Genomic DNA, 26,773 nt, shown 5'->3' with positions numbered 1-26,773 from the left:
CACACGGTTCGGCGAGTGGAACCGGCGCCGTCAACAACGACGGCATAGACCGGCTGTGCGATTGCGCTAGCGCGCGATCAGCTCAACTGGCCGTGGCAGTGCTTGTACTTCTTGCCGCTGCCGCAGGGGCACGGATCGTTGCGGCCGACCTTGGGCTCGTCGCGGGTGACCTGTGGGATCCCGAGCTGGGCCGCTTCCACCTGCGCCGCTTCCTCGTCGGCACCGTAGCCGCCATTGTCCTGGTGCTGGAACTGCGACATGCGCAGGCGCGCTTCGGCCTGCTGGCGCTCGGCCGCCTCCATCGCCAACACTTCCTCTTCGCTGCGGATGCGCACCCGCGACAGCAGGTTCACCACCTCGCGCTTGACGTCCTCCAGCATTTCCGAGAACAGCTCGAAGGCTTCCTTCTTGTATTCCTGCTTGGGCTGCTTCTGCGCATAACCGCGCAGGTAGATGCCCTGGCGCAGGTAGTCCATGCGCGCCAGATGCTCCTTCCAGCTCTGGTCGAGCACGGTCAGCATCACGTGCTTTTCCAGCGCGCGCATGGTCTCTTCGCCGACGCCGGCTTCCTTCTGCGCGAAGTGCTCGTCGACGGCGGCCTGCACCTTCTGCGCGATCGCCTCGGCGTCCAGCTCCTCGTGCTGCTTGACCAGATCGGTCAGTGCCATCTCCACGCCCAGTTCCGAGGCCAGGGTGGCTTCCAGGCCCGCCAGGTCCCACTGCTCGTCGATCGAATTGGGCGGCACGAAACGCGCCACCAGGTCATAAATCACATCACCACGGATGCCGTCGATGTTGTCCTTGACCGACTCGGCGTCCAGCAGCTCGTCGCGCTGGGCGTAGATCACCTTGCGCTGGTCGTTGTTGACGTCGTCGAAGTCGAGCAGGTTCTTGCGGATGTCGAAGTTGTGCGCCTCGACCTTGCGCTGCGCCTTCTCGATCTGACGGCTGACCATGCGGTCTTCGATGACGTCGTCTTCCTTCATGCCCATCATGCGCATCGCCTTTTGCACCCAGTCGGAGGCGAAAATGCGCATCAGGTTGTCTTCCAGCGACAGGTAGAAACGGGACGAACCCGGGTCACCCTGGCGGCCGGAACGGCCACGCAGCTGGTTGTCGATACGACGCGATTCGTGGCGCTCGGTACCGACGATATGCAGACCACCGGCCGCCTTGACCGCCTCGTGGCGCTCCTGCCAGGCGGCCTTGACCGCGGCCTTCTGCTCGTCGCTGATGTCTTCGCCCAGCTCGTGCAGTTCGGTTTCCAGCGAGCCGCCCAGCACGATGTCGGTACCGCGACCGGCCATGTTGGTGGCGATGGTCACCGAACCCGGACGGCCGGCGTTGGCGACGATGGTGGCTTCGCGGTCATGCTGCTTGGCGTTGAGCACTTCGTGCTGCACGCCGGCCTTGCGCAGGTGCTCGGACAGCATTTCCGAGGTTTCGATCGAGGTGGTACCCACCAGCACCGGCTGGCCGCGCTTGGCGCATTCCTCGATGTCGGCCAGCACCGCGTTGAACTTGCCCTGGCGGTTGAGGAACACCTGGTCCGGCGAATCCTTGCGGATGGTCGGGCGGTTGGTCGGAATCACCACCACTTCCAGGTTGTAGATGCTCTGGAATTCGTAGGCTTCGGTGTCGGCCGTACCGGTCATGCCGGACAGCTTCTTGTACATGCGGAACAGGTTCTGGAAGGTGATCGACGCCAGCGTCTGGTTCTCGCGCTGGACCGGCACGCCTTCCTTCGCTTCCACTGCCTGGTGCAGGCCATCGGACCAGCGCCGGCCGGCCAGGGTGCGGCCGGTGAACTCGTCCACGATCACCACTTCGCCGTCGCGCACGATGTAATCGACGTCGCGCTGGTAGATGGCATGGGCGCGCAGCGCGGCATTGAGATGGTGGACCACGGACAGGTTCTGCGCCGCATACAGGCCGTTGTCATTGTCCTCGCCGAGGATGCCGGCGCCGCGCAACAGCTCTTCGGCGTGCTCCATGCCCGCCTCGGACAGATGCACCTGCTTGCCCTTTTCGTCGACCCAGTAGTCGCCCTCGCCGTCTTCGACTTCCTGCTTCACCAGCTGCGGCACGATCCGGTTGACGCGGATGTACAGCTCCGGGGAATCGTCGGCCGGGCCGGAAATGATCAGCGGCGTACGCGCCTCGTCGATCAGGATCGAGTCGACTTCATCGACGATGGCGTAGTGCAGGCCACGCTGGTAGCGGTCGGTCTTGGCCAGCGCCATGTTGTCGCGCAGGTAGTCGAAACCGAATTCGTTGTTGGTGCCGTAGGTGATGTCGCTGGCATAGGCCTCGCGCTTGTCGCTGTGCGGCATGCCCGGGTAGACCACGCCCACGCTCAGGCCCAGCCAGTTGTACAGCTTGCCCATCTGCGCGGCATCGCGGCGCGCCAGGTAGTCGTTCACGGTGACCACGTGCACGCCCTTGCCTTCCAGCGCGTTCAGGTAGACCGGCAACGTCGCCACCAGGGTCTTGCCCTCACCGGTGCGCATCTCGGCGATCTTGCCCAGATGCAGCACCATGCCGCCGATCAGCTGCACGTCGTAGTGGCGCATGCCCAGCACGCGGCGGCTGGCTTCACGGCACACCGCGAAGGCTTCCGGCAGCACCTTGTCCAGGGTTTCGCCACTGGCGACGCGCTGGCGGAACTCGCCGGTTTTGGCCTTCAGCTGGTCATCGGAAAGCTTCTCGGTTTCCGGCTCCAAGGCATTGATCTTGGCGACGATACGGGTGAGCTGGCGCAGCTGGCGTTCATTACTACTGCCGAAAACGCGGGTAAGCAGGCTGTTGATCATTGAAGGAACCGGTTGGAATGAAATGCCGTGCGGCAGCGACTCCCCCCGGGACCCGATTACCGCAAACGAAACAGGGCGCAATGCGCCCTGTCGATGGCAACGCCTATTGTAGCTTGGGGCGGGGGCTTGGCGATTCAAGCACCCACCGCAAGATCAACCGCGGCTGACGCGGCCGACCGGCGTATTGCCACCCGCGCCGAGGAACTTGCGCGGATTGACCACGTTGCCGCGCTCCCACACTTCGAAATGGACGTGGGCGCCGGTGGAACGACCGGTGGAGCCGGCCTTGGCCACCTCCTGCCCTGCCCGCACCAGATCACCGGGCTTCACCACCAGCCTGGAGTTGTGCGCGTAGCGGGTGACATAGCCGTTGCCGTGGTCGACGTCGACCACATTGCCGTAGCCGCCCTTGACCCCGGCAAAGCTGACCACGCCATCGGCCACCGCCATCACCGGATCGCCGACCCGGGCGTGGAAATCCATGCCCTTGTGGGTGGCGGCACCGCGCCCGAACGGATCGCTGCGGGTACCGAAGTTGGAGGTGACGTAGGTGTTGCGGATCGGCATGCGCGAAGGCACCGCGTTCTGCTCGAGCTGGTGGTCGAACAGCAGCGATTCCATCACCGACAGCTGGCGGCCTGAAGCAACGAAGCGCTGCTCCAGCACCTGTAAGTCGCTGTTGACCGCGCTGACCGGGATGTCCTGGGTCGGGCCCGGCTCCCCTTCACCCAAGCCCGGGGTCTCGTTGAAGTCGAACTCGCCATCTTCCAGCTTGCCCATCTGGGTCAGGCGCTCGCCCAGCGCATTGAGCCGGGTGGCCTGGGCCTGCAGTTCACCGAGCCGGGCGGCCAGCGCATTGACGTCAGTCTGGGCCTGCTTGCGGACCTGCTGCAACTCAAGGTCCTGTCTGGCGAGCTTGGCTTGCATCGCCGAATCACCGACCATGCCGATACCGATACTGGCGCCGATTCCCAACAGGCAGCCCAATCCGAGAACTCCGCCGAGCAACGCACCCGGGCGATCCTCGAAGTACACACGCAAACGCGCGAGCGGCGTCTTTGCCTGACTTTCACGCGTTTTGATTACGATCTTTTTGAATGTCATTGAAAAAGTCTTATGTCTGAGCCGAAATCCAGTGCTCGTCCACCTTCCGCGCCGAAGCCGGCGCTGGAAGCTGTCATGGCGGACAAAACCGGAAACCCGCTGCGTCGCGCCCTGTGGCTCGATGCATTGGACCGGCAATTGCGCCCCCATTTGCCGCCCGCGCTGAGAAGCCGTTGCCGGCTGGCCAATGTGGACGGCGAACACCTCGTTTTTCTCGTCGATTCACCGGTGTGGCATGCCAAAGTGAGGCTTGCCGAAAACCAGCTGCTCGACGCGGCCCGCTCCATCGGGCTGAAGGTCACCAAGGTGACCGTCAAAACTGCGACTGCGCCACTGCACTCCCCAGTGCAGACAGACCAGCGCAGGTCTCACGCAGTGTCGGCAGCCACGCACAGAGGATTGCGTGACGCCTTGGCATGCTTTCAGGACGACGAACCCCAACGTTCCTGAGGCAACGGAGGCGGATGCTGCTCCCGTTTCCGCCGCTCACCGGATCAGGCAAGCGGAAGGCCGACACGGATCCTAGCCGTGACCCGTGGCGCAGTAGTTAGCATTTTGTTAATTTTTCGCTAAACCCGGCCAGGAACCGGCGTTGTATTCACAGTTCCGTGACACGCCCCCGGGAATCGCGTTCCCGCGGAGACGGCGGCTCAGGCGTAGGCTGGCAGCCCGTAGACCACCGGATCGCCGGTGATCGGGGAGTCATAGCTCACCCATTCCCAGGCCGCCTGGTCGGCCAGCAGCGCGCGGACCAGCTTGTTGTTCAGCGCATGCCCGGACTTGAAACCCTCGTAGGCCCCCAGCACCTGGCCGCCGGCCAGATACAGGTCGCCAATGGCGTCGAGGATCTTGTGACGCACGAATTCGTCGGTGTAACGCAAGCCGTCGTCATTGAGCACGCGGAACTCGTCGAGCACGATCGCGTTGTCCATCGAGCCGCCCAGGGCGAGGTTGCGCTCGCGCATGTATTCCAGGTCGCGCATGAAACCGAAGGTGCGGGCGCGGGCGATTTCCTTGGTATAGGCCATCGTCGAGAACTCGATTTCCACGCGTGACTGGCGTGCCGGAATCATCGGATGGTCGAACTCGATGGTGAACCCGAGCTTGTAGCCCTCGTAGGGTTCGAAGCGGGCGACCTTGTCACCGTCGGTGACTTCCACCGGCTTGAGGATACGGATGAAGCGCTTGGCCGCGCCCTGCTCGATGACCCCGGCAGACTGCAGCAGGAACACGAACGGACCGGCCGAGCCATCCATGATCGGCAGCTCTGCCGAAGACAGCTCCACGATCACGTTGTCCACGCCCAGCCCCGCCAGGGCCGACATCAGGTGCTCGACCGTCTGGATCTTGGCCGGGCCACAGGTCAGCCCGGTGCACAGCGTGGTTTCGGTGACCAGATCGGCCCTGGCCGGCACATCCACCGCCGGCTCCAGGTCCACGCGCCGGAACACGATGCCGTGGTCGACCGGTGCCGGGCGCAGGGTCAGGTAGACCTTGTCACCGCTGTGCAAGCCGACGCCGGTGGCGCGGATCGTGTTCTTGAGGGTGCGTTGCTGGATCATGGGTAGGCCGAAAACCGTGTGGGCCGCGCGTTACACGACCGGGGGCAAACAAGAATAACACGCAGTAACGCCGCTCCTTGAGCGGAACGGAGCTGCGCCGCCGCGGTTGCCGCCGTGGCGAAAATGTTGCCGGGCCGTTCCTGGCCCGGCAACAAAGGACATGGTGTTGCCCGCCGGGGAGGACAAGCCCCGACGTTTTCATTCCCACCGGCATTGCCTCACCGGTGACCGGGCCGGCAACGGATCCCTGCCGGCCTGGCGGCCGGCACGGCTGCCGTCACCGCGCCACTCCGGCTCAGTCCGCCTGGCGGCGCAGGAACGCCGGAATATCCAGGTAGTCGCTGGGAAGCTCCGCGGTGGCCGGTGCGGCTCCCGCGGCCGGTGCGGTATCGCTGCTCGGGCGACGCAGGCCCATGCCCATGGTGTTGCCGACCGCCTTGGCCACGGCATCACCGCTGTTGTCGAAATCGCCGAACTCCGGCATCCCGGTGGTGGCGTTGCGCACCAGCTTGATCGGCGCACGCTCGCCCGGACGCTGGGCATTCTTGGACACGGCCGCGTTCAGACCCGTGGCGACCACGGTTACCTTGATCTCGTCCCCCAGGTCCGGATCGATCACGGTACCGATCACCACCGTCGCATCTTCCGAAGCGAAGGCGGCCACGGTGCGGCCGATCTCGTCGAACTCGCTCATGGTGATGTCGGTGCCGGCGCTGATGTTGACCAGCACGCCGTTGGCCCCGGCCAGGTTCACATCGTCCAGCAGCGGATTCTGGATGGCGGCTTCGGCGGCGGCCTGGGCGCGGTCATCGCCGCGGGCGGTGCCGGTGCCCATCATGGCCAGGCCCATTTCCGACATCACGGTGCGCACGTCGGCGAAGTCGACGTTGATCAGGCCGGGACGCACGATCAGATCGGCAATGCCCTGCACGGCCCCCTGCAGCACGTCGTTGGCGGCGCGGAACGCCTGCACCATGGTGGCGTTGCGGCCGAGCACGGTGATCAGCTTCTCGTTGGGGATGGTGATCAGCGAATCGACATGCTGGCTCAACTCTTCGATGCCCTTGAGCGCCACCTGCATGCGACGACGGCCTTCGAACGGGAACGGCTTGGTCACCACGGCCACGGTCAGGATGCCCATTTCCTTGGCCAGCTGCGCGATCACCGGTGCCGCACCGGTGCCGGTACCACCGCCCATGCCGGCGGTGATGAACACCATGTCCGCGCCCTGCAGCGCGTCCATGATGCGCTCGCGGTCTTCCAGCGCCGCCTGGCGGCCGACTTCCGGATTCGCACCGGCGCCCAGGCCTTTGGTGACATTGGTACCCAGCTGCAGCTGCAGCTTGGCCCCACAATTCTTGATGGCCTGCGAATCGGTGTTGGCGGTGATGAATTCCACGCCTTCCACACTGGTGTTGACCATGTGCGCCACGGCATTGCCGCCGCCGCCGCCCACGCCCACCACCTTGATCACCGCATTGGGTGCCATCTTCTCGATCAGTTCGAAATGCGCCATGTCCATGTCCTCTCTATTGCCGTGATTGGCTGGTCCATTCGGGAGATCCGTTCTCCTTCCCTGTCCGTCCGCACCGGCGAGTTGTTGTTGGTTTTCCAGCTCGGAGCGTCAGCCCGTCACCGGTGGTTGTTGCCTGACTCAATGACCGCGTTTACTGCACTTCGTCTTGCCCTGCCGCCCTGCCCCGGTACCGCCCTCAGAATTCACCGCGGAACCAGGTTTTCAACTTCTTGAACATGCTGCCGGCGCGCCCGGTCGGCAGCGATGGCCGCCGCGGATGTTCGATCTGGCTGCCCATCAGCAGCAGACCGACGCCGGTGGCATGTACCGGATTGCCGACCACTTCACCCAGCCCGGTGACATGCTGCGGAATGCCCACCCGCACCGGCATCTGCAGCATTTCTTCGGCCAGTTCGACCACGCCTTCCATCTTCGAGGCGCCGCCGGTCAGCACCATGCCGGCCCGCACCAGCTCCTCGAAACCGGAGCGGCGCAGTTCGGCCTGCACCATCTCGAAAATCTCCTCGTAACGGCCCTGCACCGCCTGCGCCAGCGAATGGCGCGGCATCCGACGCGGCGGACGGTCGCCGACCGACGGCACCTGGATGCTTTCCTCGGCGGTGGCCAGCTGGGCCAGCGCGCAGGCGTAGCGCACCTTGATCTGCTCGGCTTCCGGGGTCGGCGTGCGCAGCATGTGCGCGATGTCGTTGGTGACGTGGTCGCCGGCGATCGGCAGCGAGGCGGTATGGCAGATCGCGCCCTGCACGAACACCGCGATGTCGGTGGTGCCGGCGCCCATGTCGACCAGCACCACGCCCAGCTCGCGCTCGTCGGCGGTCAGCACCGCCACGCTGGACGCCAGCGAGGACAGCACCAGATCGTCCACCTGCAGGCCGCAGCGCTGCACGCACTTGCTGATGTTGGCGGCGGCCGACTGCGCGCACACCACCAGATGCGCGTGCACCTCCAGGCGCACGCCGGTCATGCCGACCGGATTGCGGATGCCTTCCTGCGAGTCATCGAGCACGTATTCGCGCGGGATCGCATGCAGGATCCGCTGGTCGGCGGGAATGGCCACGGCCTTGGCCGCTTCCAGCACCCGGTCCAGGTCGCCCCAGCTCACCTCGCCCTCGCGGATCGGGGTGATGCCCTGCGAGTTGCGGCACTGCACGTGGTTGCCGGAAATGGAGGCGTAGACCGAACGGATCTCGCAGCCGGCCATCAGCTCGGCTTCTTCCACCGCGCGCTGGATCGACTGCACCGTCGATTCGATGTCCACCACCACGCCGCGTTTGAGCCCGCGGGATTCGTGCGAGCCGATGCCGATGACCTCGATCGGGCTGCCCGGCGAATATTCGCCGACCAGCGCCACCACCTTGGAGGTGCCGATATCCAGTCCGACGATCAGTGATTTGTCACCCTTGCGATTCATGTCCTGTCCTGCGTCTGCTTCGGCGCCACGGCGGCCGGGGAACCCCGGCTCAGCGTGAAACCGTTGGTGTAGCGAAGATCGGCGCGCACGATCGGGGCCTGCTGGCTGACCAGCTGCGGCAACACCCGCACAAAGCGCGACAACCGTGAGCGGGCATCGTCACGACCGATGACGATCTCGATGCCGTTGTCCAGCGCCAGCGACCAGCTGCCGCGCGCATCCATCACCACGCTGCGCACATCGACACCGGCCGGTGCGAACAGCGCGCGCGATTCGTTGTAGAGCGCGACCACTTCGGCGGTCTGCGAATCGGGACCATCGAGCTGCGGCAACGGCGCGTCTTCCAGCCCGTGCGGAATCGCGAACAGATGGCCTTGTTCGGACAGCAGGCGATCCTTGCCCCAGCGGGCGAACGGCTTGTGCTCGACCACGCTGATTTCCAGCACATCGGGCCACTGCTTGCGCACCTTGGCGCTTTCAATCCACGGCAGCTTCTCCACCGCGTCCTGGGCATCCTGCAACTTGACCGCGAAGTAACCGGCGCGCGCATACGGCAGCACCACCTGCTGCAGTTCTTCGGCCGGAACCCGCTTGAATTCGCCGTTCACCCGCAACGTGGCCAGCGGCCAGCGCTCGGCGCCGACCCAGCCGTTGAGCACCGCCACCAGCGGCGAGGCGACCAGCGCGATCGCCAGCAACCAGGCAAGGATGCGCAGCAAGGCATTCATCGCGCCGCCCCGCATGCCAGTGTCTGCTCCAGTACCCGCCACACCAGCTCCTCGAAACCGATGCCGGCCTGACGTGCGGCCTTGGGCACCAGCGAATGGCTGGTCATCCCCGGCGCGGTGTTCACTTCCAGCAGGTGGAACTGGCCACTGCTGCGATCACGCATCACATCCACCCGTCCCCAACCGCGGCACCCGGCGGCCTGGAACGCGGCCAGCGCAATGCGCCCGATCTCGATCTCGTCCGCACCTTCCAGCCCGGGACACAGGTACTGGGTGTCCTCGGCCTGGTATTTGGCGTGGTAGTCGTACCACTGGCCCCTGGGCACGATGCGGATCGACGGCAGCGCCACATCGCCAAGGATGGCCACCGTCAGCTCGTCGCCGATCACCATCTGCTCCATCAGCAACTGGCCGTCATAGCGGGTGGCCAGCGCCACCGCCTCGTCCAGCTGCGCCGGTTCCAGCACCCGGCTGATGCCGACGCTGGAACCTTCATTGGCCGGCTTGACCACCACCGGCAGACCGAGCACCGCGGCGGCGGCATGGACATCGTCACCCGCCGCCAGGCGCACATAGCGCGGGGTCGGCAAGCCCAGCGACAGCCACACCTGCTTGGTGCGGATCTTGTCCATGCTCAATGCCGATCCGAGCACGTCCGAGCCGGTGTACGGCACCCCGAAGGCCTGCATCAGGCCTTGCACGATGCCGTCCTCACCGCCGCCATTGTGGCCATGCAGGATGTTGAACACGCGATCGAAGCGGCCTGCCGCCAGGCCCGTCGCCAGCGCCGCGATGCCATCCACCGCGCTCGCGTCCACGCCGCGCGCGTGCAGCGCCTGCAGCACGTTGCGGCCGGAGTCGAGCGAGACTTCGCGTTCGCTGGAGGTTCCACCCAGCAGCACGGCGACCCGGCCAAACGCGGCCGGATCGGTGGTGCGCAGCGGCGGGAAGGCGTGCGGGCTCATTCGGCCGTCGCCTCCTGGAATCCTTCGGTGGCGATCAGCTGGGCCACCGCGCCGATGTCACCGGCGCCCATCAGCAGCAGCAGATCGCCGTCCTGCAGCACATCGGGCAACACCGCGGACAGCTCGGCGGTCTGGCCCACGACCACCGGCTCGCTGCGACCCCGCGCCCGGATGGCACGGGCCAGCGCGCGCGAGTCCGCGCCCGGGATCGGCGCCTCACCGGCCGGATAGACCTCGCACAGCACCAGCGCGTCGACTTCCGACAGCACCGCGGCAAACGCGTCGAACTGGTCGCGGGTACGGCTGTAACGGTGCGGCTGGAACGCCACCACCAGGCGCTGCGCCGGCCAGCCGCCGCGGGCCGCGGCAAACACCGCCTCCAGCTCGCGCGGATGGTGGCCGTAATCGTCGATCAGCCGCACCCTGGCACCGCTGCGGGTGGTGACGATCCCCAGATCGTTGAAGCGGCGGCCGATGCCGGCAAAACCTTCCAGCGCGCGCGCAATCGCCTCCGGGGCCACCCCCAGCTGCCAACCCACCGCCGCGGCGGCCAGCGCGTTGAGCACGTTGTGTTTGCCTGGCAGCGCCAGCGTCACCGGGTGGCTGCTGCCTTCGGGAAGACGCAGGGTGAAATGCATGCGCGCACCTTCCTGCACCACGTCCTCGGCGCGCACGTCGGCATGGCTGCCCAAGCCGTAGCTCATGACATGGCGCGGGGTCTGCGCCGCCAGCGCAGCCACTTCCGGATCGTCGATGCACAGTATCGCCAGCCCGTAGAACGGCAGCCGCTGCAGGAACTCGGCAAACGCCGCCTGCACCCGCGCAAAATCGTTGCCGTAGTTTTCCAGGTGATCCGAATCGATATTGGTGATCACCGCCACCAGCGGATTCAGCCGCAGGAAGCTGCCATCGCTCTCATCGGCCTCGGCCACCAGCCACTGCCCGCCACCCAGCTTGGCGTTGGCGCCGGCGGCCAGCAGCTGGCCGCCGATGACGAAGGTCGGATCCAGCCCGCCCTCGCTCAGCACCGCGGCGGTCAGCGAGGTGGTGGTGGTCTTGCCATGGGTTCCGGCCACGGCGATGCCGCGGCGGAAGCGCATCAGTTCGGCCAGCATCGCCGCGCGCGGCATGATCGGAATGCGCTGGCTGCGCGCTTCCATCAGCTCGGGATTGTCTTCGCGGATCGCGCTGGACACGACCACGCAGTCGGTGCCGAGCACGTTGGCGGCGGAGTGGCCACGCATCACCCGCGCACCCAGCCGCGCCAGGCGGCGGGTGGCGGCATTGTCGGCATTGTCCGACCCGGAGACGTCATAGCCCAGGGTCAGCATCACTTCGGCAATGCCACTCATGCCGGTGCCGCCGATCCCGACGAAATGCACGCGCGGGAACGCGCGGACCAGGTCGGTGGTGTCATGCAGGCGGCGGATCATGCGCGACCCCGGGTGCGGCAGGCGCACTGGCGCGATGCACTGTTCATACGGCTTCCTCAAGAATGATGTCGGCGATGCGTTCGGCCGCATCGACCTTGGCCAGCGCCCGCGCGGCTTGCGCCATCTGCAGGCGCCGGTCGGCGTGGTTCCCCAGGTCGCGCAACACGCCCTGCAGGTTGGCGGCCAGCGCGTCGTCCTGCTTCAGCAGCACGGCGGCGCCACGCTCGACCAGGTATTCGGCATTGCGGGTCTGGTGGTCGTCGACCGCCGCGGCGAACGGCACCAGTACGCCGCCCACGCCCGCCGCGCACAGCTCGGCCAGGGTGGAGGCGCCGGCGCGGCACACCACCAGGTCGGCCCAGGCGTAGGCTGCGGCCATGTCGGCGATAAAGGCATCGATGCGACCTTCGACGCCGGCGTCGCGATAGGCCTGCACCGCTTCGCCGTGCAGCTTCTCGCCGCACTGGTGCCAGACGTCGATGGGCATGCTGCCGGCCAACGCCGCGATGGCCCCGGGCACGGCGTTGTTCAGTACCCGCGCGCCCTGGCTGCCACCGAGCACCAGCAGCCGCAGCGGACCGTTGCGGCCGGCCAGACGCCCGGCCGGCGCGGTCACCGCGGCAATTTCGCTGCGTACCGGGTTGCCCACCGCTTCTTCGCGTTCGCTGAAGCTGCCCGGGAAGCCGGTCAGCAGGCGTCGCGCGAAACGCGCCAGGACGCGGTTGGTCAGGCCGGGTGCCCGGTTCTGTTCGTGTACCAGCAACGGCAGGCGGTGCAGGCGCGCGGCAATGCCGCCCGGCCCGGACGCAAAGCCGCCGAAGGCGATCACGGCACGCGGATTGCGCGCGCGCATCAGCAACCCGGCACTGCGGATTGCCCGCAGCACCCGCACCGGCGCGCCCAGCAGGGCCAGCTTGCCCTTGCCGCGCAACCCGCCGATGGCCAGCGTATCGAGCGGAATATCGTGTTGCGGCACCAGCCGGGTTTCCATCGCGCCGGCCGCGCCCATCCAGGTCACGGCCACACCGCGCGCGCGCAGTACTTTTGCCACCGCCAATGCCGGGAAAATATGGCCACCGGTACCGCCGGCCAGGATCATCACCGGACGCGGACCTTCAGCGGCGTGAGGGGTGCTCATGCCAACCTCCCGAACGTCGGCTCAACCCGCGACTGCATGCGGCTGGTACCGCGTGCCGCGCCCTCCGGCAGCGCCGCGGCCATCGCGGCGGCGGGTGCCGGCGCAGGGGCGTCGATCGGGGCGCCTGCTTCCACCGGCACGGCGGCATCAAAGTCCGCGCGCACCGCCTGGCGGCGCACCGCGCGGTCGTATTCGTAGGACACGCGCAGCAGCAGTCCCATCGCCACGCAGGTCACCATCACGCTGGAACCGCCGGAGGAGATCAACGGCAAAGTCAGGCCCTTGGTCGGCAGGATGCCCAGGTTCACGCCGACCGAGACAAAGCTCTGCAGGCTGATCCACAGGCCGATGCCGAACGCGATATAGCCGGAGAAGTGGCGCTTCATTTCCACGCAGCGCACGCCCAGCCACAGCGCGCGCCCCACCAGCAGCGCGTACAGCGCCAGCACCAGACACACTCCGACAAACCCCAGTTCCTCGGCGATCACCGAGAAGATGAAATCGGTATGCGCTTCAGGCAGGTAGTTCAGTTTCTGGATTGAAGCGCCCAGCCCGACGCCGGTCCACTCGCCACGGCCGATGGCCATCAGCGCGTTGCTGAGCTGGTAGCCGGAGCCCAGCTGGTCGGCCCACGGGTCCCAGAACGAGGTGATGCGGCGCATGCGGTACGGCTCGAAGATCGCCAGCATCGCCATGCCGCCGATTCCCGCCAGCACCGGCGTCGCCATCCGCGGCAGATTGACCCCGCCCAGCACCAGCATGCCGGCGGTGATCGCCAGCAGCAGCGTGGACGAACCGAAGTCGGGTTGCAGCAGCAGCAGCAGCACCAGTCCCCCGGCCACGCCCAGCGGCTTGAGCATTGCCGGCCAGGTGGCGTTGACCTCGTCACGGAAACGCACCAGGTAGCTCGACAGCCAGACGATGTAGAGCACCTTGACCGCTTCCACGGTCTGGAACTTGGAAACCCCCAGGTTGATCCAGCGGCGGGCGCCGTTGACGCTGCTGCCCAGGCCGGGGACGAACACCACCACCAGCAGCGCGAAACAGCCCAGCAACAGCGTCTGGTTGTGCTTTTCCAGATCGCGCAGTTCGATGCGCATGGCCACTGCCGCCAGTCCCACACCGATGGCGAGGAAGACCAGATGGCGGGTGAGGTAATGGAAGGGATTCTGCGTCAGTGCGATGGAGCTGGAAGCCACCATCACCACCCCGAGCGAAGCCAGTGCCATGGCGGCGCCCAGCAGCCACTTGTCGTAGTGGCCACCGATGGCTTCGAGGCGGGTTGCCTGGCGCGAGAAGTCGTTCATCAGCGCACCTTCAACGTCGCCAGTCCGACCAGCACCAGGACCACCGAGATGATCCAGAAGCGCACGATCACCCGCGGTTCCGGCCAGCCCTTCAGTTCGAAGTGGTGGTGGATGGGCGCCATGCGGAACACGCGCTTGCCGGTCAGCTTGAAGCTGGCCACCTGGATCATCACCGACAGCGTCTCGATCACGAACACGCCGCCCATGATCACCAGCACCAGCTCCTGGCGCACGATCACCGCGATGGTGCCCAGCACCGCGCCCAGCGCCAGCGCGCCGATATCGCCCATGAACACCATCGCCGGATAGGTGTTGAACCACAGAAAGCCCAACCCGGCTCCGGCAATTGCGGCGCAGATGATCACCAGCTCCCCGGCCCCGGGAATCTGCGGGATCTGCAGGTAGCTGGAAAACACCGCGTTGCCCGAGGCATAGGCGAACACGCCCAGCGCGCAGGCCACCAGCACGGTGGGCATGATCGCCAGCCCGTCCAGGCCATCGGTCAGGTTGACCGCGTTGGAGAAGCCGACAATCCACAGGTAGGCGATGACCACGAAGCTGACGCCGGCCAGCGGCAGCGCGACCGCCTTGAACATCGGAATGTAGAAGGTCAACGCGGCCGGCACATCGGCGGTGTAGAACAGGAACAGGCCGGCGGCCAGGCCGAAGATCGACTGCAGCAGGTATTTCCAGCGCGACTTCAACCCGTTCGGGTCGCGGCGCACGATCTTCAGCCAGTCGTCATACCAGCCGATCGCGCCGAAGCACACCATCACCGCCAGCACCAGCCACACATAGCGGTTGCGCAGGTCGCCCCACATCAGCACCGACAGCAGCACCGTGGTCAGGATCAGGCCGCCACCCATGGTCGGCGTACCGGCCTTGGAGAAGTGCGACTGCGGACCATCCGTGCGGATCGGCTGGCCGCCCTTGAGCTGGCCGAGCCGGCGGATTGCCGCCGGGCCCAGCCACAGCGACAGGAACAGCGACGTCAACGCCGCAAGGATGCCGCGGAAGGTGAGATAGCCGAACAGCCCGAACAGGCTCTCCAGCTGCTGCAACCAACGGCTCAGTTCAAGCAACATGGGGTGGCTCCTCGCCGCGCGCCAACAGCGCGCTCACAATCTTGTCCATGGCGCTGCCGCGCGAGCCCTTGACCAGGCATCGCACACCAGCATGAAGTTCAGCAGCCAGCACCTGTGCCAGCGCCTGGTGGCTGTCGAAATGGCGGCCGCCCTCGCCGAACGCGGTCGAAGCGGCGGCACTGAGTTCGCCCAGCGTGTACAGGCGTTTCAGCCCCGCCTCGCGGGCGCTGCGGCCGGCCTGCGCATGCAGCGGCCCGGCATCCACCCCCAGTTCGCGCATATCCCCCAGCACCAGCCAGCCCTGCTCCGGGCTGGCGGCCAGCGCCTCGATTGCCGCCGCCAGCGAACCGGGATTGGCGTTGTAGCTGTCATCCACCAGCACCGCGCCATTGGCCAGCGTATATGCCACCTGGCGACCGGCCACCGGCCGCGCCCGGGCCAGACCTTCGGCTACCTGCAACAGCCCGATTCCGGCGCCCAGCGCCAGCGAAGCGGCCGCCAGCGCATTGAGGATGTTGTGCCGGCCCGGCAGCTGCAGCTGCACCGCGGCCTCGCCGGCGGGCGTGGCCAGCACGAAACGCGAACCCTGCGCGTCGGCCACGATCTGCAGCGCCCGCACGTCGGCCGTATGCTCCAGCCCGAAGCGCAGCGGCCGGCAACGGGCCGGTGCGCCGATGAAGTGCTGCTCGAACCACAGCCCGAACGCATCGTCGGCATTGATCACGGCCACCCCGTCGCCGGGCAGCGCGGCATAGATCGCGCCCTTGGTGATCGCCACCCCCAGCAAACTGCCCATCCGCTCCAGGTGCGCGGCGGCCACGTTGTTCACCAGCGCATGGTGCGGGCGGACAATCCCGGTCAGGTAGGCGATATCGCCGGGCTTGCCGGCGCCCATTTCGTAGATGGCGTAATCGGCATCTTCGGGGGCGTCGATCACGGCCAGCGGCAGGCCGATCTCGTTGTTACGGTTGCCCGGGGTGGCATAGACCTGGCCGCCTTGCGCCGCCACCGCGTGCTGCAGAATCGCCAGCAGCAGCGCCTTGACACTGGTCTTGCCATTGCTGCCGGTGATGGCGAAAACCCGGGTGGCGCGGTCGCGCTGCATACCCGCGGCGATACGGGCCAGCGCCAGCTCGGCACTGGCCACCACGATCTGCGGCAGTGCGGTGTCCTGCAACACCTCCACCAGCAGCGCATCGGCGCCGCGTGCGATGGCGTCGGCGACGAAATCATGGCCGTCGAACCGTTCGCCGCGCAACGCCACGTACAGGCTGCCCGGCGCCAGTACGCGGGTGTCGGTGCCGATGGCATCGACGCTGACATCCTCGCCATGGACCTCACCGCCGGCCCAGTGCGCGATCAGCGACAACGGCGTACGCTTCATGGCTGTTCTCCTGCGGCCCTACGTGCCTGCAACGCACGCGCGGCCACGTCGGTGTCATCGAACGGGTGCTGGATGCCGGCAATCTCCTGGTACGGCTCGTGGCCCTTGCCGGCGACCAGCACGATGTCGCCAGGCCGGGCCTGCGCGATCGCCGCGCCGATGGCGCGCGCGCGGTCGCGCTGCACGTGCACCTGCGCCGGATCGGCAAAGCCGGCCATGATGTCGGCCACGATCAGGTCACCGTTTTCGCCACGCGGGTTGTCGTCGGTGACGAACACCACGTCGGCGTGCCGTTCGGCAATGGCCGCCATCTGCGGGCGCTTGCCGCGGTCGCGTTCGCCCCCGCAGCCGAACACGCACAGCAGGCGGGCGGCGCGATGGCCGTGCAGGCTGCGCAGCGCCTGCTCCAGCGCATCGGGGGTATGGGCATAGTCGATCACCACAACGGGCTCGCCCTGGCCACCAAGCCGGTTCATGCGGCCGCGGATCGGCTGCAACCGGCCCAGCACCCCGGCAATGGTCGCTGCCGGCTGACCGAGCGCATGCAGCGCACCGGCCACCGCCAGCAGGTTGTCGACGTTGAAGCGGCCCAGCAGCGGCGAACGCACGGCGTGGCGCGTGTCCTCGATCAGCAGATCGAAGCCGATGCCCTGCCCGTCCAGCAGCAGGTTCCCGGCGCGCACGCTGGCGCCCGCCTGCCCGGTCGAACTCAGGCCGATGGCCTGCACCGCCGGGGCCAAGGTGGCGAGCAGCTCGCGCCCGAAGGCATCGTCCAGATTGAGCACCGCGGCCGTGAGGCCGTCGCGCTGGAACAGCCTGGCTTTGGCGGCGCCGTAACCGGCCATGTCGCCGTGGTAGTCCAGATGGTCGCGGGTCAGATTGGTGAACACCGCCACATCGAAGTGCACGGCATCCACGCGGCCCTGGTCCAGCGCATGCGAACTGACTTCCATCGCCACCGCCTGTGCGCCGCCATCGCGCAGCTGCGCCAGCACTTCATGCATCTGCAGCACCAGCGGCGTGGTGAAACCGGTGGGCTGCACCTGTCCATACAGCCCGACCCCCAAGGTGCCGATGCTGCCACTGCTGATCCCCAGCAACTGCCACGCCTGGGCCAGCAGCTGCACGGTGGAAGTCTTGCCGTTGGTACCGGTCACGCCCACCATCGTCATGGCCCGCGACGGCTGGCCGTGGAACTGGTCGGCCATCGCCCCCATGCGCGCGCGCAGGCCCGGCACCGCGATAGCGTCGGCCGGCGCCGGCAATTCGGCAGGCGCCGGCGGCTCGAACAGGATCACGCTGGCACCGGCCGCTTTTGCCTGTTCGACAAAGCCCAGGCCGTGGGCGCCGAAACCGGCGATGGCGACAAACGCATCGCCCGGGCGCACGGCGCGACTGTCCAGCACCAGCCCGCTGATCTGCGGATCGTGCGCCAGGGCCAGCTCCGGCAGCAGCTGCGACAGCGGCATCGACCGGCTCATTGCCGTGTCTCCGTCGCGGCAGCGGGGGCGGCGCTGACGGTCGGCACGGCGGCCTCGAATTCCGCCGCGGCCGTGGGCACATCGACCACCTCGGCGGGCGTCGGCAATACCGTGGCCGAATGTCCCAGCTTGCCGGAGGCCTGCGCGGTCAACCACGACTGGATATCGTCCGGCGGTACGTCCATCAGCCGCAGCGCGCCTTCCATCACATGGTGGAACACCGGCGCGGCTACCAGGCCGCCGTAGTACAGGCCGCCCTGCGGGTCGTTGATCACGATCACCGTGGCGAAGCGCGGATTGGTCGCCGGCACCACACCGGCAAACAACAGGTTGTAGTGACCGCGCTCATAGCCGCGGGGGCCGTTCTTGCGCGCGGTGCCGGTTTTTCCCGCCACGTGATAGCCGAGGATGCCCGCCTGTTTGGCGCCCCCCTGGGTGACCACGGTTTCCATCATCCGCACCACTTCCCGCGCGGTGGCCTCGTCCAGCACCTGACGCGATTCATTGCGCTGGCCCTTGACGAAGGTCGGCGGAATCAGCTTGCCGCCATTGCCCAGCGCCGCGTACGCCTGCGCGATCTGCAAGGGCGTCACCGAGATGCCATAGCCGTAGGACATGGTGGTCTTGGACGGACCACTCCAGCGCGCCGGGGATGGGAACACGCCGGCGGATTCGCCCGGAAAGCCACTGTGCGGGGCGATGCCGTAGCCGAAATCACGGATCGAATCGTAGAACACCTGGTCGGACATCCTGGCCACGACCTTGGCCGCGCCAATGTTGGAACTGCGGGTGATCACCCCGGTCACGTCGAGTACGCCGTTGTTGCGCGGCACATCGCGGATCGTGTAGCGGCCCAGCGTCATGAAGCCCGGATTGGTGTCGATCACCGTGGTCGGCGTGACCACACCGGCCCGCAGCGCGCTGGCGATGGTCAGCGGTTTCATCGTCGAGCCGGGTTCGACCAGATCGGTCACCGCGCGGTTGCGACGCGTATCCGGCGCCGCGCCGGCGACCGCATTGGGGTTGTAGGTGGGCAGGTTGACCATGGCCAGCACCTCGCCGGTGGCCACATCCATCACCACGATCGAGCCGCCGGCGGCCTTGTTGACGGTTACCGCGTTACGCAGCTCCTTCAGCGCCAGGAACTGGATACGGCGATCGATGCTGAGCGTCAGGTCCTTGCCCGGCTCGGCGGCACGCACCAGGTCGATGCTTTCCACGATCGCGCCCTTGCGGTCACGGATCACCTTCTTGGCGCCGGGCTTGCCGCTCAACCAGCTGTCGAACGCCAGCTCCAGCCCTTCCTGGCCGCGGTCATCGATATTGGTGAAGCCCAGCACATGCGCCATCGCCTCCCCTTGCGGGTAGTAACGACGGAACTCGCGCTGCGAGAACACCCCGGGAATCTTCAGCGCCACCACCTGCTCGGCCACATCCGGATTGATGCGGCGGCGCAGGTACATGAACTCCTTGTCGGCCTTCTGTGACAGCCGGGAAGTCAGCTCGTCGGCCGGCAGCGACAACGCCTGTGCCAACTCCGGAATGCGCTCGGGTGCACGCAGCAGCTCCTGCGGATTGACCCAGATCGAGGCCACCGGCGTGGAAACGGCCACCGGCTCGCCATTGCGATCGGTGATCATGCCGCGCGAGGTGGCAATCGGCACTTCGCGCAGATAACGCGCTTCGCCCTGACGCTGGTAGAAATCGCTGTTGATCAACTGCACGTAGGCGGCCCGGCCGACCAGCGCCACCGAACACAGCCCCAGGCCCACGCCTACCCACAACAGCCGGTTGCGCAGGCTGAAGCTGTTGCGCGGACGATTGCGGCCGGACTTGCTCACGTTCATGGCCGCACCACCACGATGTCGGCTGCTTCGGGGAACTTCATGCCCAAGCGGCCACGGGCCTCCTGGTCGATCCGCGTGGCCTGCGCCAGCGTGGCCTGCTCCAGCTGCAAGCGACCGAATTCGATGTTGAGCTCGTCACGGGCGTGTTCCAGCCGCGACAGTTCCACGAACAGCTGCCGATGACGATGGCGCATGAACACCACACCGATCGCCGAAGCGACAGTGCAGGCCAGCAACACGATCAACAGCAGGCGGCTCATCAGCCCTGCTCCCGTTTCTGCGCCACACGCAACACCGCGCTGCGCGAGCGCGGATTGACCGCCAGCTCGTCTTCGTCGGCCTTGATCGCGCCGCCCACCAGATCCAGCGTCGGCACAAACGCGGCCAGCTCCGGCAGGCGGCGATTGCTCGGCGGCGCCTTGGCATGGCGGTTCATGAACTGCTTGACGATGCGGTCTTCCAGCGAGTGGAAACTGATCACCGCCAGCCGTCCGCCCGGCTTGAGCCGCGCCATCGCCGCGTCCAGCCCGGCTTCCAGATCGGCCAGCTCGCGGTTGATATGGATGCGGATGGCCTGGAAGCTGCGCGTGGCCGGGTGGATCTTGTCTTTGCCGCGGGGCATCACCGCGGCGATCACATCGGCCAGTTCAGCGGTGCGGGTGAACGGCTGCTTCTCACGGCGCGCGACGATGGCGCGGGCGATGCGCCGGCTCTGGCGCTCTTCGCCATAGTTGAACAGCACATCGGCGATCTCACGCTCTTCGGCACGATTCACCCACTGCGCCGCGCTTTCGCCCGAGTCCGGGTCCATGCGCATGTCCAGCGGGCCGTCCTTGCCGAAGCTGAAGCCACGCTCGGCCACATCCAGCTGCGGTGACGACACGCCCAGGTCGAACAGCACCCCGTCCAGCCCGGCGGCGGTCGCATCCCAGTGCAGCAGGTCGGCAAAACTGCCACGGAAAATCGCCACGCGCGGATCCGGCGCGAAGTCGCGCTCGGCCACGGCGATCGCCTCGGGATCCTTGTCCATCACCAGCAGCCGTCCGCCGGGACCGAGCTGCTGCAGCACACCGCGGGCATGACCGCCGCGGCCGAATGTGCCATCGAGATAGGTTCCGTTCTCGGCCACCTTCAGGCCCTGCAGGACCTGCGTGTACAGCACCGGCAGATGCGCCGCCGGCGGCTGTGACACCGGAAGGTGGCCGGCCTGCGCTTGACCGCGCACCCGGGCACCCCGGCTCACAACTTCAGATCGAGCAACCCATCGCCCAGATCCCCGTCAGACAATGTCTGCTGGATCAATGCGCGATGAGCCTGCTCGCTCCACAATTCGAATTTGTCACCCATACCCATCAACACTGCCTTCTTCTCAATGGCCACCGCATGGCGATGGCTGGCGGGGAGACTGATGCGGCCGTTGCCGTCCAGTTCCAGATGGGCCGCCGAACCGACCAGTTTCTGCTGCAACGTGCGCACCACTTTCAGGGTGTTGGGCTTGGCCATCACGTCATCGCGCACCCGCTCCCACTCCGGTTCGGCATACAGCCACAGGCACCCGGCCTCGAACGGGTTGTAGGTCAGCACAAGGCGATTGCCACTGGCGCGCGCAACAAGGTCGCGATACGCGGTGGGAACCGCCATGCGCCCCTTGTCATCCACCGTGATGGCCGTCTCACCCTGAAACACGACGTGTGCACCTGTCCGATTCTGCTTGGGAGGTTATTGAACCATGAAAAACCACTAAAACCCCGGTTTCCCCTCTTTTGTCCACCTTAGCAGTGCCCCAAGGCTTGTCAACAACTTTGCAGGCCGAAAATCGCCATTGGCATCAATAGCTTGCACTGATGTTTAGAGAGTTGTTCAAGGCTTATCCACAAGTGTCTGTTTCATCTGGGATTTTAATATTTCGCTGAAATTCAGGCCCGTGGAGAAGGCGTGAAATTACGCCCCCACATTCATCGATTACCGGCCGCGCATGGCCGTCGCCTGCGCAACCCGGCACACTGGCCGCATGTGCCTGGTCGCTCTCGCCTGGAAGACCCACCCGCGCTGGCGCCTGCTGATGGCGGGCAACCGTGACGAATTCCATGCCCGTCCCGCGGCCGCGCTGCAGCCGTGGGATTCGAACACCGGCCGCGTCATCGCCGGGCGCGACCTGCGCTCGGGCGGCACCTGGGTCGGGGCGAGCGTGGATGGCCGCGCCGGCGTGGTGACCAATTTCCGCGACCCGCTGGCCAGCGCCTCGGGCCCGTCACGCGGCCAGCTGGTGGCCGACTATCTGGCCGGCCACAGCAGCGCCGGGATCTACACCCAGGTCCTGGCCGACCGCGCGGCGGAATACCCGCCGTTCAACCTGGTGCTGGCCGATGCCGACAGCTGCCAGTTCCTGGGCAACCACCCGCTGCACCGCCTGGCGCTGGCACCGGGCCTGCATGGCATGTCCAACGGCGCCCTCGATGCGCCTTGGCCCAAGACCCGTCGATTGATGGCGGCACTGGCCGGCTGGCTGGACGGCGCAGGCGCGGCATTCGATCCGCTGTGGGACGCGCTGGCCGATGAAACCGTTGCGGCGGATGTCGAGCTGCCCGACACCGGCATCGACCTGGATCTGGAACGGCGCCTGTCATCGGCGTTCATCCGCGGCCACGACTACGGCACCCGCGCCAGCACGCTCGTCGCCATCGACCACAGCGGCGCCGGCTTCATCCATGAGCGCCGTTTTGGCGCGGACGGCGCGGCTCTGGGTGAAACCCGGGTGGAGATTCCCGGCGGCGGCACGGAAGCGCCTTGCAGATAACGCCGGGGCGCTGACCCCCTCCTTGCCGGCGCCGACCGGCACCTTCCCAGGCCAGTGGCACCGCAACAGCAGCGGGGAGCCGGCAAGCCCCGGCGCCAGGGCGGGCCTTCCGGCGGGCGGGCGGAAGAGTGGCGGAGCCGGCCGATAAGCCGGGTTCTGTCGTGGACAGTCATTCCTCTAGGCGCATCGTCACCGATACGCTCAAGCAACCTACCCGGACCCGACGCGGGCCACGCCATTAGGTCCCTATTTGGTCTTGCTCCAGGTGGGGTTTGCCGTGCCGGTCTGTTGCCAGACTCGCGGTGCGCTCTTACCGCACCATTTCACCCTTACCACGCCTCCTGCCTCAGCCTTGCGGCAATGACAGGAGCGTTCGGCGGTATCTCTCTGTTGCACTTTCCGTCGGCTTGCGCCGCCCAGGCGTTACCTGGCACCTTGCCCTGTGGAGCCCGGACTTTCCTCGGCATTCCCGAAGGAATGACGCGACTGTCTGGCCGACTCCGCCGCGCGCATTGTGACACAAGCCCCGCAGCCGCCGCAGGGAAACCGCCCCACGCCACGGCGCGGTTCATTGCCTGTCGCGCCGTTGAAGCCGCGTCGCCCGGCCACCGACGGAAGCCCCCGTGGTCAGGAACTGGACTGGCCGTACAGCGCCTTGCGCGGTGCCCCGCTCAGCTCGGCCGCCAGCTTGGCGGCCGTGGACGGTGGCAGGTGCTCGCTGAGCTTGGCGTACAGGCGGCGGCCTTCGGCGATCTGCGCCGCTTCGTCATCGACCGCGCCCTGCACCATCACCACGAACTCGCCCTTGCGCTGGTTGGGATCGGCCTGCACCTGCGCCAGCAGGCTGTCCAGGGTGCCGTCGAGCACGGTTTCAAACAGCTTGGTCAGCTCACGCGCCACCACCGCCGGGCGCTCACCGCCGAACACCGCAACCATGTCGGTCAGCGACTCCTCGATGCGGTGTGAGGACTCGTAGAACACCAGCGTGGCGGTGGCGCCGGCCAACCGGGCCAGGCGTTCGCGCCGGCCGCTGGACTTGGCCGGCAGGAACCCCTCGAAAGCGAAGCGGTCGCTGGGCAGGCCGGCCACCGACAGCGCCGCGATCGCCGCGCACGCGCCGGGAATCGGGCTGACCTGGATCCCGGCCGCACGGGCGGCGCGCACCAGCCGGAAACCGGGATCACTCACCAACGGCGTGCCGGCATCACTGACCAGCGCCAGCGACTCGCCGGCCCGCAGTCGCTCGACAATGCGCGCGGACAGCGCTTCCTCGTTATGGTCGTGCAACGCCACCAGCGGCTTGTCGATGCCGTAATGGGCGAGCAGCGGCCGCGTGTGGCGGGTGTCCTCGGCGCAGATCGCGGCCACCGACTTCAATACCGCCTGTGCACGCGGCGTGAGATCGCCCAGATTGCCGATCGGCGTGGCAACGACATACAGGATGGCGGCGGCAGGACTCATCAGCGGCATTTCCATGGTCAAGGGTAGAATCGTACCGTTTCCCCAGCCCGGCACTGCCGCGCCCTGTCGAACGGACCTCAAATGAACAAGCCAGTCGCACGGATTTCCGCCCTGTCATTGTCAATGCTGCTGTTCGTCGGCTGTGCCACGACCAGCGTTGCGCCGAGCAGTTCGCCGGCCCAGCAAGCGGCCATCGCATTGCTGGAACAGGGCAAGCCGCGCGAGGCCGCCCAGCAGCTGGAAGCCCAGGCCAATCTGGTGCGCGGCGCACAGCGCATGTCGTTGCTGGCCGATGCCGCGTTTGCCTGGCACGAAGCCGGCGACAGCGCCCGCGCCCGCTCGCTGATGGCGCAGGTGCAGGCGCGGCAGTTGAGCGGCCCGAGCCGGCTGCGCTTCAATCTGCTCAGCGCCGAATTGGCACTGGCCGACAAGCAACCGGCCCAGGCCCTGCAGGCCCTGCAGGCCCTGCAGGCCCTGGGCGAAAACCCGCAACTGTTGCCGCCGCCACTGCAGGCGCGCTGGCAACTGGCGCGCGCCCAGGCGCTGGAAGCAGGCGGGGACCTGTTCAATGCCGCCGCCGCCCGCGCCCGTGCCGCCGCGCTGCTGAGCGGTGCGGCGCGCAGCGACAACCAGCGCGCGATCACCCGCCTGCTTGCAGGCCTGGACGACACCACCCTGCGCAGCCGTACCGCGGCGCTGCCCGCCGGGGATCCGCTGTACAACCATGCCGGCCGCGCCCTGATCGCCCGCGGCCTGCCGCTGCCGCGGCCGTTCGAGCGTGATGCGCAATGGCAGCTGGATACCGCCAACCGCGCACCGGCCGATCGCGACGGCTACCGGCCGCCGGTGAAGCTGGCGGTGCTGCTGCCGCTGACCGGCAGCCTGGCTACCGCCGCGGCCCCGGTTCGCGATGGCCTGTTGACCGCCTACTACGGCGAAAACCGGCGCCGCCCCGAGCTGGAGTTCATCGATACCCGCGGCACCGCGACCGGCGCCAGCGCCGCGTACGACAAGGCGGTCGCCAGCGGCGCCGATTTTGTGGTCGGCCCGCTGGGCCGGGATGAAGTGGATGCGCTGTTCCATCGCGAGCAGCTGCCGGTGCCGGTGCTGGCACTGAATCGCGGCAAGGACGCGCCGCCCTCCGGCAGTGCCGGCTTTTCGCTGGCGCCGGAAGACGACGGCATCATGGCCGCCGAATACCTGCTGGCGCGCGAACGCCGCCATGCCTTGGTGATCGGCAGCAACGACGACAACGGCCGCCGCGCCACCGCCGCCTTCAAGCAGCGTTTCAGCGAGCGTGGCGGCACGGTCGTGGCCAGCGTGTCGGTCGGCGAAAATCCCGCCGATATCGGCGCGCAGCTGCGCGCGGCGGGCGGTGCCGATGCGGTATTCCTCGCGATCAAGGGCAACCAGGCTCGGGCGCTGGCGCCGCAGCTGGCCCTGGCCGGCCTGGGCGGCGCCAGCCGCGTCGGCACCTCGCAATTGACCTCNCGCCGCCTTCAAGCAGCGTTTCAGCGAGCGTGGCGGCACGGTCGTGGCCAGCGTGTCGGTCGGCGAAAATCCCGCCGATATCGGCGCGCAGCTGCGCGCGGCGGGCGGTGCCGATGCGGTATTCCTCGCGATCAAGGGCAACCAGGCTCGGGCGCTGGCGCCGCAGCTGGCCCTGGCCGGCCTGGGCGGCGCCAGCCGCGTCGGCACCTCGCAATTGACCTCCGGCACCGGCAAGGTGGACGAGGATGCCGCGCTCGATGGCATCGCTTTCCCCAGTGAAGCCTGGACCACCCGCGGCGTCAGCGGGCTGCCCGCGGCCAGCACCGTTGCCGCCACGCTGGCCACGGCGCGCGGTGCCGCCGGGCGCCTGTTCGCCTTCGGCTTCGATGCCTGGCGCATCACCGCCTATCTGGAGAAGCTGGCCAGCGCCAGCGATGGCGGCCTGGCCGGTGCCACCGGCATGCTGTATCTGGACGGCTTCGGCAACATCCTGCGCACCCCGGCATGGTCCGCTTTCAGCGGCGGCCGGCCTGCGCCGGTCGCCGATGGGCGTTGACCGCAGGCAGCTCGGTGCAGCGGTGGAAACCGCCGCGCGCCAGTACCTGCAACGCGCCGGCCTGCAACCGGTGGCCGCCAACGCGAATTACCGCGGTGGCGAGCTGGATCTGGTGATGCTGGAACGCGACGGCCACCACGGCGCGATGCTGGTGTTCGTCGAGGTGCGCTACCGCCGCTCCGATGCGTTTGGCGGCGGCGCCGCTTCGGTCGATGTGCGCAAACGCCGCCGTCTGGTGCACGCCGCGCAGCTGTTCCTCGCCGCCCATCCGCAACATGCGCAAACGCCCTGCCGCTTCGACGTGATCGAGGCCACTGGCGAGCCGCCGCAGCTGCACTGGATCCGCGACGCCTTCCGCGCCGACGACTGCTGATGTCCGGACATGGGAGCGCGACGGCGTCGGCCGCGGGTGGCAACGGCCTGAACCACCCCACCTACAATAGGGCGATGACCCTTCCCCTGCCCGCCGCGCTCGACCACTCCCTGTCCCAGCTGCTTGGCGAGGGCTGGCGGACCGATGCCGCCACGCTGCAAGCGCATGCGCAGGACAACTCCTGGCGCCATGCCCTGCCCGTGGGGGTGGCCCTGCCCGGCGACCGCGCGCAGGTGCAGGCACTGGTGCGCGCCTGCCGCGAATACGGCGTGCCGCTGGTCGCCCGCGGCGCCGGCACCG

At 67.5% G+C, this 26,773-nt stretch carries 23 protein-coding genes, 1 other RNA gene and 1 pseudogene; 6 read left to right on the top strand and 19 right to left on the bottom strand.

Annotation, left to right across the window (positions count from 1 at the left end; translation table 11 throughout):
• Positions 1-77 precede the first annotated feature (77 nt).
• A complete protein-coding gene (gene secA / locus QZH66_RS11600) occupies positions 78-2,813 on the bottom strand; it encodes a preprotein translocase subunit SecA (protein ID WP_305806094.1) in 2,736 nt (911 codons plus the stop codon).
• Between the two features lie 153 nt (positions 2,814-2,966).
• Positions 2,967-3,917 (bottom strand): M23 family metallopeptidase, encoded by a 951-nt coding sequence (locus tag QZH66_RS11595; RefSeq protein WP_305806093.1) that lies wholly within the window; start codon positions 3,915-3,917, stop codon positions 2,967-2,969.
• Between the two features lie 12 nt (positions 3,918-3,929).
• Here QZH66_RS11595 and QZH66_RS11590 point away from each other — a divergent pair, with 12 nt between their 5' ends.
• Positions 3,930-4,367, top strand: coding sequence for a DciA family protein (locus tag QZH66_RS11590; protein WP_305806092.1), 438 nt, complete (start codon positions 3,930-3,932; stop codon positions 4,365-4,367).
• Between the two features lie 200 nt (positions 4,368-4,567).
• Here QZH66_RS11590 and lpxC read toward each other — a convergent pair whose 3' ends face one another.
• From lpxC to mraZ, 15 genes are all read right to left on the bottom strand, one after another.
• Positions 4,568-5,479 (bottom strand): UDP-3-O-acyl-N-acetylglucosamine deacetylase, encoded by a 912-nt coding sequence (gene lpxC, locus QZH66_RS11585; RefSeq protein WP_305806091.1) that lies wholly within the window; start codon positions 5,477-5,479, stop codon positions 4,568-4,570.
• A 295-nt stretch (positions 5,480-5,774) separates the two neighbouring features.
• Positions 5,775-6,995: a cell division protein FtsZ gene (gene ftsZ / locus QZH66_RS11580; RefSeq protein ID WP_305806090.1), complete on the bottom strand. Its 1,221-nt coding sequence runs from the start codon at positions 6,993-6,995 to the stop codon at positions 5,775-5,777.
• A gap of 196 nt (positions 6,996-7,191) precedes the next feature.
• A complete protein-coding gene (gene ftsA / locus QZH66_RS11575; protein WP_305806089.1) occupies positions 7,192-8,427 on the bottom strand; it encodes a cell division protein FtsA in 1,236 nt (411 codons plus the stop codon).
• The gene (locus QZH66_RS11570; protein WP_305806109.1) at positions 8,424-9,155 is read right to left on the bottom strand and encodes a cell division protein FtsQ/DivIB; all 732 of its coding nucleotides are present in this window, start codon (positions 9,153-9,155) and stop codon (positions 8,424-8,426) included. The genes ftsA and QZH66_RS11570 overlap by 4 nt, the downstream gene beginning before the upstream one ends.
• Positions 9,152-10,120, bottom strand: coding sequence for a D-alanine--D-alanine ligase (locus QZH66_RS11565; protein ID WP_305806088.1), 969 nt, complete (start codon positions 10,118-10,120; stop codon positions 9,152-9,154). The genes QZH66_RS11570 and QZH66_RS11565 overlap by 4 nt, the downstream gene beginning before the upstream one ends.
• Positions 10,117-11,553, bottom strand: a complete 1,437-nt coding sequence (murC, locus tag QZH66_RS11560) for a UDP-N-acetylmuramate--L-alanine ligase (RefSeq protein WP_305806087.1) — start codon at positions 11,551-11,553, stop codon at positions 10,117-10,119. The genes QZH66_RS11565 and murC overlap by 4 nt, the downstream gene beginning before the upstream one ends.
• A gap of 43 nt (positions 11,554-11,596) precedes the next feature.
• Positions 11,597-12,691: an undecaprenyldiphospho-muramoylpentapeptide beta-N-acetylglucosaminyltransferase gene (murG, locus tag QZH66_RS11555; protein ID WP_305806086.1), complete on the bottom strand. Its 1,095-nt coding sequence runs from the start codon at positions 12,689-12,691 to the stop codon at positions 11,597-11,599.
• Positions 12,688-13,998, bottom strand: coding sequence for a putative lipid II flippase FtsW (gene ftsW, locus QZH66_RS11550; protein WP_305806085.1), 1,311 nt, complete (start codon positions 13,996-13,998; stop codon positions 12,688-12,690). The genes murG and ftsW overlap by 4 nt, the downstream gene beginning before the upstream one ends.
• Positions 13,998-15,083, bottom strand: coding sequence for a phospho-N-acetylmuramoyl-pentapeptide-transferase (mraY, locus tag QZH66_RS11545; protein WP_305806084.1), 1,086 nt, complete (start codon positions 15,081-15,083; stop codon positions 13,998-14,000). The genes ftsW and mraY overlap by 1 nt, the downstream gene beginning before the upstream one ends.
• Positions 15,073-16,467 (bottom strand): UDP-N-acetylmuramoyl-tripeptide--D-alanyl-D-alanine ligase, encoded by a 1,395-nt coding sequence (gene murF / locus QZH66_RS11540; RefSeq protein WP_305806083.1) that lies wholly within the window; start codon positions 16,465-16,467, stop codon positions 15,073-15,075. Before murF ends, mraY begins: the two co-directional genes overlap by 11 nt.
• Complete coding sequence (locus QZH66_RS11535) at positions 16,464-17,948, bottom strand: UDP-N-acetylmuramoyl-L-alanyl-D-glutamate--2,6-diaminopimelate ligase (RefSeq protein WP_305806082.1); 1,485 nt, start codon at positions 17,946-17,948, stop codon at positions 16,464-16,466. Before QZH66_RS11535 ends, murF begins: the two co-directional genes overlap by 4 nt.
• Positions 17,945-19,795 (bottom strand): penicillin-binding transpeptidase domain-containing protein, encoded by a 1,851-nt coding sequence (locus tag QZH66_RS11530; RefSeq protein ID WP_305806081.1) that lies wholly within the window; start codon positions 19,793-19,795, stop codon positions 17,945-17,947. The genes QZH66_RS11535 and QZH66_RS11530 overlap by 4 nt, the downstream gene beginning before the upstream one ends.
• Positions 19,792-20,055, bottom strand: coding sequence for a cell division protein FtsL (gene ftsL, locus QZH66_RS11525; protein WP_305806080.1), 264 nt, complete (start codon positions 20,053-20,055; stop codon positions 19,792-19,794). Before ftsL ends, QZH66_RS11530 begins: the two co-directional genes overlap by 4 nt.
• Positions 20,055-21,020 (bottom strand): 16S rRNA (cytosine(1402)-N(4))-methyltransferase RsmH, encoded by a 966-nt coding sequence (gene rsmH / locus QZH66_RS11520; protein WP_305806108.1) that lies wholly within the window; start codon positions 21,018-21,020, stop codon positions 20,055-20,057. Before rsmH ends, ftsL begins: the two co-directional genes overlap by 1 nt.
• A gap of 14 nt (positions 21,021-21,034) precedes the next feature.
• Complete coding sequence (gene mraZ, locus QZH66_RS11515) at positions 21,035-21,481, bottom strand: division/cell wall cluster transcriptional repressor MraZ (protein ID WP_305806079.1); 447 nt, start codon at positions 21,479-21,481, stop codon at positions 21,035-21,037.
• A 325-nt stretch (positions 21,482-21,806) separates the two neighbouring features.
• On the opposite strand from mraZ, the gene QZH66_RS11510 reads away from it, so the two are divergent.
• Positions 21,807-22,592, top strand: coding sequence for an NRDE family protein (locus QZH66_RS11510; RefSeq protein WP_305806078.1), 786 nt, complete (start codon positions 21,807-21,809; stop codon positions 22,590-22,592).
• 129 nt (positions 22,593-22,721) lie between these two features.
• On the opposite strand, the gene rnpB is transcribed toward QZH66_RS11510, so the two are convergent.
• Both rnpB and rsmI read right to left on the bottom strand, forming a co-directional pair.
• Positions 22,722-23,094: RNase P RNA component class A (gene rnpB / locus QZH66_RS11505), an RNA gene on the bottom strand.
• A gap of 125 nt (positions 23,095-23,219) precedes the next feature.
• Positions 23,220-24,062, bottom strand: a complete 843-nt coding sequence (gene rsmI / locus QZH66_RS11500; protein WP_305806107.1) for a 16S rRNA (cytidine(1402)-2'-O)-methyltransferase — start codon at positions 24,060-24,062, stop codon at positions 23,220-23,222.
• A gap of 72 nt (positions 24,063-24,134) precedes the next feature.
• On the opposite strand from rsmI, the pseudogene QZH66_RS11495 reads away from it, so the two are divergent.
• The 4 genes and pseudogenes from QZH66_RS11495 to QZH66_RS11480 all read left to right on the top strand — a co-directional run.
• A pseudogene (locus QZH66_RS11495) lies at positions 24,135-25,543 on the top strand (penicillin-binding protein activator); the annotation flags it as partial.
• A gap of 44 nt (positions 25,544-25,587) precedes the next feature.
• The gene (locus tag QZH66_RS11490) at positions 25,588-26,100 is read left to right on the top strand and encodes a penicillin-binding protein activator (protein WP_345783844.1); all 513 of its coding nucleotides are present in this window, start codon (positions 25,588-25,590) and stop codon (positions 26,098-26,100) included.
• Complete coding sequence (locus QZH66_RS11485; RefSeq protein WP_305806077.1) at positions 26,090-26,473, top strand: YraN family protein; 384 nt, start codon at positions 26,090-26,092, stop codon at positions 26,471-26,473. Before QZH66_RS11490 ends, QZH66_RS11485 begins: the two co-directional genes overlap by 11 nt.
• Positions 26,474-26,547: 74 nt before the next feature.
• On the top strand, positions 26,548-26,773 hold a 226-nt coding region (locus tag QZH66_RS11480), incomplete at its 3' end, for an FAD-binding protein (RefSeq protein WP_305806076.1).

The sequence above is a fragment of the Stenotrophomonas sp. YIM B06876 genome (genome assembly GCF_030711595.1).
GTDB lineage: Bacteria > Pseudomonadota > Gammaproteobacteria > Xanthomonadales > Xanthomonadaceae > Stenotrophomonas.
The sequence above is the reverse complement of the archived record's forward strand: the minus strand, read 5'-3'. Positions and strand labels throughout refer to the sequence as shown.